This window comes from Proteus sp. G2669 (genome assembly GCF_009915245.1).
GTDB lineage: Bacteria > Pseudomonadota > Gammaproteobacteria > Enterobacterales > Enterobacteriaceae > Proteus.
In genome coordinates, this window is sequence record NZ_JAABLX010000020.1 from 81,935 (window position 1) to 87,934 (window position 6,000).

Below are 6,000 nucleotides of genomic sequence, written 5' to 3' on the forward strand. Positions count from 1 at the left end.
TTTTCAATTCCGATTAAAAATGGAAAAGTATTTCAAAATGTTTTAAAACCCCCTCTAAAAACACAAAATATAAAAAATGTTACATTTTTAGGTTTTTCAGTTATATTTAGCATTTGAGATGGTGATCACGGTAGTTTATCCTGAAAAACACTATATTCTGCACCTCTTAAGTCTGGATATAAACTTATTGAATATTTTTTCAAATTTTAGAAGAGTCTAATTCTTTTGAAATTTAAAGATTTTAGTATGTGGTAATTGAAGATATTGAGATAACACCAGGTACTCAATGCACTCATTTATTCATAATTAAATTTATGTCGTGATTGTTTCTGATAAGAAATAAAATCACGCTCTTATTTTTATTCATTATTTTTTTTACCGCGTTATTTCGGAGAGTATTATGGATACAACCAAAGCTGGTTCTATCGCATCGGGTAACACCCAAGGTGATTACAAAACATGGCGTAAATCAGATACTGTATGGATGTTAGGTTTATATGGTACGGCTATCGGTGCTGGCGTTCTATTTTTACCTATCAACGCAGGGATCGGTGGTTTAATTCCTTTGTTGATCATGTTAGTGCTTGCATTTCCAATGACCTTCTTTGCACACCGTGGTATGTGCCGCTTTGTGTTATCAGGTAAAAACCCAGGTGAAGATATCACTGAAGTTGTTGAAGAACACTTTGGTAAAACAGCAGGTAAACTGATTACTCTGCTCTATTTCTTTGCTATTTATCCTATTTTATTGGTTTATAGTGTTGCTATCACCAATACAGTAGAAAGCTTTATTGTGAACCAAATGCACATGTCTGCACCACCTCGTGCAATTTTATCACTGATACTGATCATCGGTATCATGTCGATCATTCGCTTTGGTGAACAAGCTATCGTTAAAGCAATGAGCGTGTTAGTGTTCCCATTTGTCGTTGTCCTGATGATCTTGGCACTGTATCTGATCCCAGAGTGGAATGGTGCGGTTCTTGATACTCTCTCTTTTGATCACGCAACAACATCAGGTATGGGCCAAGGCCTATTAGTAACTCTATGGTTAGCTATTCCTGTAATGGTGTTCTCTTTTAACCACTCTCCTATCATCTCTGCGTTTGCTGTTGCAAAACGTGAAGAATATGGCGAAAACGCTGAGAAAAAATGTTCACGCATTTTAGCTTATGCGCACATCATGATGGTTATCACTGTAATGTTCTTCGTGTTTAGCTGTGTGTTTAGCTTAACACCAGAAAACTTAGCAGAAGCAAAAGCACAGAACATCAGTATCCTGTCTTACCTTGCTAACCATTTTGAAGCACCAGTTATCGCTTATATTGCTCCATTTATTGCTTTCGTTGCGATTACTAAATCTTTCTTAGGTCACTACTTAGGTGCTCGTGAAGGTTTCAACGGTTTAATCATCAAATCACTGCGTGAAAAAGGTAAAACAATCGAAAAAGATCGTTTAAACAAAATCACTGCACTGTTTATGCTGGTTACAACGTGGATCGTGGCAACGTTAAACCCAAGCATTTTAGGTATGATTGAAACATTAGGTGGTCCAATTATCGCAATGTTACTGTTCCTGATGCCTATGTATGCAATCCGTAAAGTACCAGCAATGAAGAAATACGAAGGCCATATCAGCAACGTATTCGTTGTAATCATGGGTCTTATCGCAATCTCAGCAGTTTTCTATAGCTTAATTAACTCTTTCGTGGGCTAATAAGGCATCTAATGGCTACTTTCATAAAAGGAAGTAGCCATTACAGATTTAGACTTCAAAACTGACACTTATCACTCTAATAATCACACAGTTGCGCCTTTAAATTAATTAGGGAGGCGAATATTATGGTTAGCGTCTTTGATATTTTTAAAATCGGTATCGGTCCTTCAAGTTCACACACTGTAGGCCCAATGAAAGCAGGTAAAGAATTCGTTGATATCCTTGCTGAAAAAAATCTACTTTCTTCTGTTTCCCGCGTTATCGTTGATGTTTATGGCTCTTTATCTTTAACGGGTAAAGGTCACGCAACTGATATTGCTATTATTATGGGATTAGCAGGAAATTTACCCGATACTGTCGATATAGATTCTATTACCCCATTTATAAAACAAGTAGAAGCAACAGGCCGCTTAATGCTAGCAAATGGCATTAAAGAAGTGGATTTCCCTGTTGATGGTGGTATGAATTTTCATAAAAGCAATTTACCCCTCCATGAGAATGGTATGACCATCACCGCTTATAATGGTGAACAGGTTCTATTGAAAAAAACCTATTATTCTATTGGTGGTGGTTTTATTGTTGATGAAGAGCATTTTGGTCAACCTGAAGAAAATACGGTTCAAGTCCCTTATCCTTATCAATATGCGGCTGATTTACGTCGTCATTGTAAAGAAACAGGTCTCTCTTTATCTGCATTAGTGATGCAAAACGAATTAGCATTGCGTAGCAAAGAAGAAATTTCGGCTCATTTAGCTGCAGTTTGGGAAGTAATGAAGTCTGGTATTGAGCGAGGTGTAAATACCGAAGGCTTATTACCAGGGCCATTACGTGTACCACGCCGTGCTTCTGCATTACGTCGTATGTTAGTAACAGAAGATAAAACTACAACCGATCCTATGACTGTTGTTGACTGGATCAATATGTTCGCCCTTGCCGTCAATGAAGAAAATGCGGCTGGTGGACGTGTTGTAACAGCACCGACAAACGGAGCATGTGGCATTATCCCTGCGGTACTTTCTTACTACGATAAATTCATTCGTCCTGTAAATGAAAATTCTTATACTCGCTTTTTCTTAGTCGCAGGTGTTATTGGTTCTCTTTACAAAATGAATGCATCTATCTCGGGTGCTGAAGTGGGTTGCCAAGGCGAAGTGGGTGTTGCTTGTTCAATGGCGGCTGGTGCATTAACTGAGCTTTTAGGCGGTAGCCCAGAGCAAGTTTGTATTGCAGCGGAAATTGCAATGGAGCATAACTTAGGGCTTACCTGCGACCCAGTTGCAGGACAAGTACAAGTTCCTTGTATTGAACGTAATGCTATCGCAGCCGTACAAGCAGTAAACTCATCTCGTATGGCGTTACGTCGTGTCAGCGACCCTCGTATTTGTTTAGATAAAGTCATTGAAACAATGTACGAAACCGGTAAAGACATTAATGCTAAATATCGTGAAACTTCTCAAGGTGGATTAGCGATTAAAATTTCTTGTGACTAAACCTGAGAGTCCAAAATACAGATATTTATAATGGGTAAGGCGCTGATATCAGCGCCTTTTTTATTATCTAAAATCAAGAATGATGCTCTTCCCTTTGAATAACTTTTTTGGATGAGATTAAATTATCATCCTTAGTTAAAATACGTGTAGAAGAAAACTCAATATTGAAAACAGAAATATCACTCAATATAAGTAGCAAAATGTCAAAGATAGGAGTCTGTTACAAAAATTATTTAAAGGGTGTGACGATAAACACGTTATCGAATAGAAAATAATTACAACTTAATCAATCTATTGGCCTTATTTAGATCCTTGGCTACAGTTGATGAGTAAAGATCACTAGAGACATCAAAAGCGGGATAAAAAAGAGAACTAAAATGAAATCAGATATTCAAATCTCCCAAGAAGCACACCTCTTACCAATTCAAGACATTGCTAAAAATTTAAATATTGATCAAGACGATATCGAGTTTTATGGCAAATACAAAGCTAAATTTAGCCACAGCATTTGGCCTAAAGTTGCTACAAAAAAAACAGGAAAACTGGTTTTAGTCACCGCAATTAATCCTACCCCTGCAGGTGAAGGTAAAACAACCGTCACCGTTGGATTAGGGCAAGCCCTTAACCATATTGGAAAAAGTGCCATTATCGCATTACGCGAACCCTCATTAGGCCCTTGCTTTGGCATTAAAGGGGGAGCTGCTGGGGGGGGTTATTCTCAAGTTGTGCCAATGGAAGATCTTAATCTTCATTTTACTGGCGATTTTCATGCGATTACATCAGCAAACAACTTACTGGCCGCCATGCTTGATAACTCCATTTATCAAGGTAATCCTTTAAATATCGATCCTAAGAAAATCGTGTTTAAACGTTGTATGGATATGAACGATCGCGCTTTACGAAATATTGTTGTGGGATTGGGTGGCGAAAAAGACGGTATCACAAGAGAAGATAACTTTGTTATTACTGTTGCTTCTGAAATTATGTCAATCCTATGTTTAGCTGAGGATATTCAAGACTTAAAACAAAGACTTTCTCAGATCATTGTTGCTTATTCTTACAATGGTGCCCCTATCACTGCTAACGATTTACAAGCTGTTGGCGCAATGGCCAGTTTGTTAAAAGATGCTATTAACCCTAATCTAGTGCAGACACTCGAAAATACGCCAGCAATTATTCATGGTGGCCCATTCGCTAATATTGCCCATGGTTGTAATAGTGTGAGAGCAACAAAATTGGCTCTTCAACTTGCTGATATCACTATTACAGAAGCGGGTTTTGGTGCTGATTTAGGTGCTGAAAAATTCTTTGATATAAAATGCAGAATAAGTGGATTACACCCAGATTGTGCAGTGATTGTTGTGACTACAAAAGCACTAAAATATAACGGTGGCTTAGGTAAAGGCGAATGGAATAATGAGGATTTAGTTGCGCTTGAAAAAGGTATTGTCAATCTAGAAAAACATATTGAAAACCTTAAAAAATATGGCTTACCTGTGATTGTTTCACTTAATGCCTATGTTACCGATAGTATTGCAGAACATCAGTTTATCGAGCAATTTTGTCTAGATAGGGATTGTCGATTTGCAATTACAAAAGTGTGGGAAAAAGGGGGCGCAGGCGGTATTGAATTAGCGAATCAAGTCATGGATACACTTGAAAATGAACATAGTCAATTCCAATTAATTTATCCTGATAATGCCTCACTTAGTGAAAAAATTAATACTGTCGCAAAAGAGATCTATGGAGCAAATGGTGTGACCTATAGCCAACATGCTCGCAAAATGTTGGAACAAATAGAAAATATGGGTTTCGGTCATTTCCCCGTATGTATGGCAAAAACACAATATTCTCTCTCGGATAATCCCGCTTTATTAGGTCGCCCTACTGATTTTTCGATAAATGTGCGCGAAGTGTATGTTTCTGCTGGTGCTGGCTTTGTTGTCGCACTGACAGGCTCTATCACCACTATGCCTGGACTACCGAAAACGCCAGCAGCCATTGCCGTAGATGTTGATAATCAAGGGAAAATTGATGGACTTATTTAAGTCTCTTGACCCGTCCTAAATAAGGTTGACACTTTTCCAATCTGAAATTGGAGAATGTAATGAAACCAATCACTAAACGGACTCAACGCGATTATTCTCTCGCTTTTAAATTACAGCTTGTTGACCAAGTTGAAAAAGGCGAAATAACCTATAAACAAGCCCAAGATCACTATGGTATACAAGGATGCTCTACTGTTTTAGTTTGGCTTCGTAAGCATGGTAGGTTAGATTGGTCAAACGGTACCCCTGATACTTTTTATAGAGGTTCAGCTATGACCCAATCTTCTAAACAACAAACGCCGGAACAACGCATTAAGATCCTTGAAAAGGAACTTGAAGAAGCTCGGCTTAAATCCGATTTTTTCGAAGCTGTGGTTAAAGTCATGGATAGAGACTTTGGAGTTCGTTTGTCAAAAAAGCGCAAAGCCGAGTTATTAAAGAAAAAACGGTTAAAAACCTCACCGTAACAATTGCTTGCCGTTTTATGCAGATCAGCCGACAGGCTTATTACAAGAGGCTGGATAGAACTGAGGAACGAAAGAAAGCAGATTCGGCCATTATTGATGTTGTTAAATCTGAACGAGTCTTACAACCTCGACTGGGTGGGCGTAAATTACATTTTATTTTAAAGCAAAAACAGATGGTTATTGGTCGTGATCGGCTATTTTCTTTATTGAAAGAACATCAGTTACTGGTGCCTAATAAACGGGCTTATCATCGAACAACCTTAAGCCATCATCGTTTT

General features: G+C 38.1%; 3 protein-coding genes and 1 pseudogene. All 4 read left to right on the top strand.

Features of this window, described 5'->3' with window-relative positions:
- The first annotated feature begins 400 nt into the window (after positions 1 to 400).
- Positions 401 to 1,717, top strand: coding sequence for an HAAAP family serine/threonine permease (locus GWI68_RS05735; RefSeq protein WP_166539662.1), 1,317 nt, complete (start codon positions 401 to 403; stop codon positions 1,715 to 1,717).
- A 125-nt stretch (positions 1,718 to 1,842) separates the two neighbouring features.
- Positions 1,843 to 3,207, top strand: coding sequence for an L-serine ammonia-lyase (locus tag GWI68_RS05740; protein ID WP_166539663.1), 1,365 nt, complete (start codon positions 1,843 to 1,845; stop codon positions 3,205 to 3,207).
- A 377-nt stretch (positions 3,208 to 3,584) separates the two neighbouring features.
- A complete protein-coding gene (locus GWI68_RS05745; protein ID WP_166539664.1) occupies positions 3,585 to 5,255 on the top strand; it encodes a formate--tetrahydrofolate ligase in 1,671 nt (556 codons plus the stop codon).
- Positions 5,256 to 5,314: 59 nt separating this feature from the next.
- Positions 5,315 to 6,000 (top strand): annotated as a pseudogene (locus GWI68_RS20245) (IS3 family transposase); the annotation flags it as partial.

What these genes read in the sequence shown, in the direction of transcription:
- GWI68_RS05735 (WP_166539662.1), top strand. Translation starts at nt 401, where the DNA reads ATGGATACAACCAAAGCTGGTTCTATCGCATCGGGTAACACCCAAGGT.
- GWI68_RS05740 (WP_166539663.1), top strand. Translation starts at nt 1,843, where the DNA reads ATGGTTAGCGTCTTTGATATTTTTAAAATCGGTATCGGTCCTTCAAGT.
- GWI68_RS05745 (WP_166539664.1), top strand. Translation starts at nt 3,585, where the DNA reads ATGAAATCAGATATTCAAATCTCCCAAGAAGCACACCTCTTACCAATT.